The organism is Roseococcus sp. SDR (genome assembly GCF_019083995.1).
Taxonomy (GTDB): domain Bacteria; phylum Pseudomonadota; class Alphaproteobacteria; order Acetobacterales; family Acetobacteraceae; genus Roseococcus.
This window is the reverse complement of sequence record NZ_JAHRCU010000055.1, coordinates 1-1,286: the sequence shown is the minus strand read 5'-3', so window position 1 is coordinate 1,286 and position 1,286 is coordinate 1. Positions and strand designations below refer to the sequence as shown.

The window sequence follows — 1,286 nt, the reverse complement described above, 5'->3', positions numbered from 1 at the left end:
TGTTCAGACCGGACACATCCCTGACGGATGTTCGGAGAGATGGTTGACGCTTTTGGGCGTGGTTTCTCGGGAGAGAGGCGATGCCCTGGAAGGCGTTATCAGTGCTGGACCATCGTCGAGAGTTTGTTCGCCTGGCGCGATTGGGCGAGGTCAGCGTGGCGGAGCTCTGCCGCCGCTTTGGCATCAGCCGGCAGACGGGCTTCACCCTGCTGCGGCGCACGCGCGAGGAGGGTGAGGCCGGCCTGGCTGACCGTTCGCGCCGGCCGCTCACCAGCCCGGGGCGTGTGGCCCCCGAGATGGCCGCGCGCATCCTTGACCTCCGTGCCGAGCATCCACGCTGGGGTGGCCGCAAGCTGGCCCGTCGCCTGCGTGACATGGGCGTGGCTGGGGTGCCCGCCCCCTCCACCGTCACCCAGGTGCTGCGCCGCGCCGGCCTGATCGACCCGGCCGAGGCCGCGGCACGAGCGCCCGTCCAGCGCTTTGAGCGCGCCGCCCCGAACGACCTCTGGCAGATGGACTTCAAGGGCCATTTCGCCACCGGCGCCGGCCGCTGCCATGCGCTCACCGTGCTGGACGACCACAGCCGCTACGCGCTCGGTCTCGCTGCGTGCCACCGCGAGACGCTGTCCGAGGTGCAGCAGCGGCTGACGGGGCTGTTCCGCCAATATGGCTTGCCGGGTGCCATCCTGTGCGACAACGGCTCGCCTTGGGGCGCGACGGGCCATGGCGGCAACCTGGCCGTCCAGCGCACGGCCTTCGAGGTCTGGCTGATGCGTCTCGGCGTGGCCACGCTGCACGGCCGTCCGCGGCACCCGCAGACGCAAGGCAAGGAGGAGCGGTTCCATCGCACTCTGGATGTGGAGGTCCTGCAGGGCCGCCACTTCGCGGATCTCGAGGACTGCCAGCGGGCCTTCAACCACTGGCGGCCGATCTACAACGAACAGCGTCCGCATGAGGCGCTGGGCCTGGCCGTGCCGGCAAGCCGTTACCGACCCAGCCGCCGCGCCTTCCCTGAGACACTGCCGCAACCGCAGTACCACGCGAGCGACAGGATCCGCCGCGTGGGCGTGCATGGCTATGTGCAGTGGCAGGGCCAGAAAGTGCCGCTGTCACTCGCCTTTGTGGGCCTCGACGTCGCCCTGCGGCCAACAGAAACGGACGGCGTCTGGAGCCTGCACTTCATGCGTTTCGATCTCGGATGGATTGACACCAGAGGCCCTAAGGCCATCCTCAAAACCGTCAGGGATGTCCCCGAACACCCGTCAAACATCTTCCCAGTCTGAACA

The 1,286-nt window shown here is 68.4% G+C and carries 1 protein-coding gene; it reads left to right on the top strand.

The genetic code is table 11. The features are described 5' to 3' along the window. Positions 1 to 80: 80 nt before the first annotated feature. On the top strand, positions 81 to 1,283 hold the full coding sequence (locus tag KTR66_RS24625) for an IS481 family transposase (RefSeq protein ID WP_249732426.1): 1,203 nt from the start codon (positions 81 to 83) through the stop codon (positions 1,281 to 1,283). The last annotated feature ends 3 nt before the right edge of the window (positions 1,284 to 1,286 follow it).

What these genes read in the sequence shown, in the direction of transcription:
- KTR66_RS24625 (WP_249732426.1), top strand. Translation starts at nt 81, where the DNA reads ATGCCCTGGAAGGCGTTATCAGTGCTGGACCATCGTCGAGAGTTTGTT.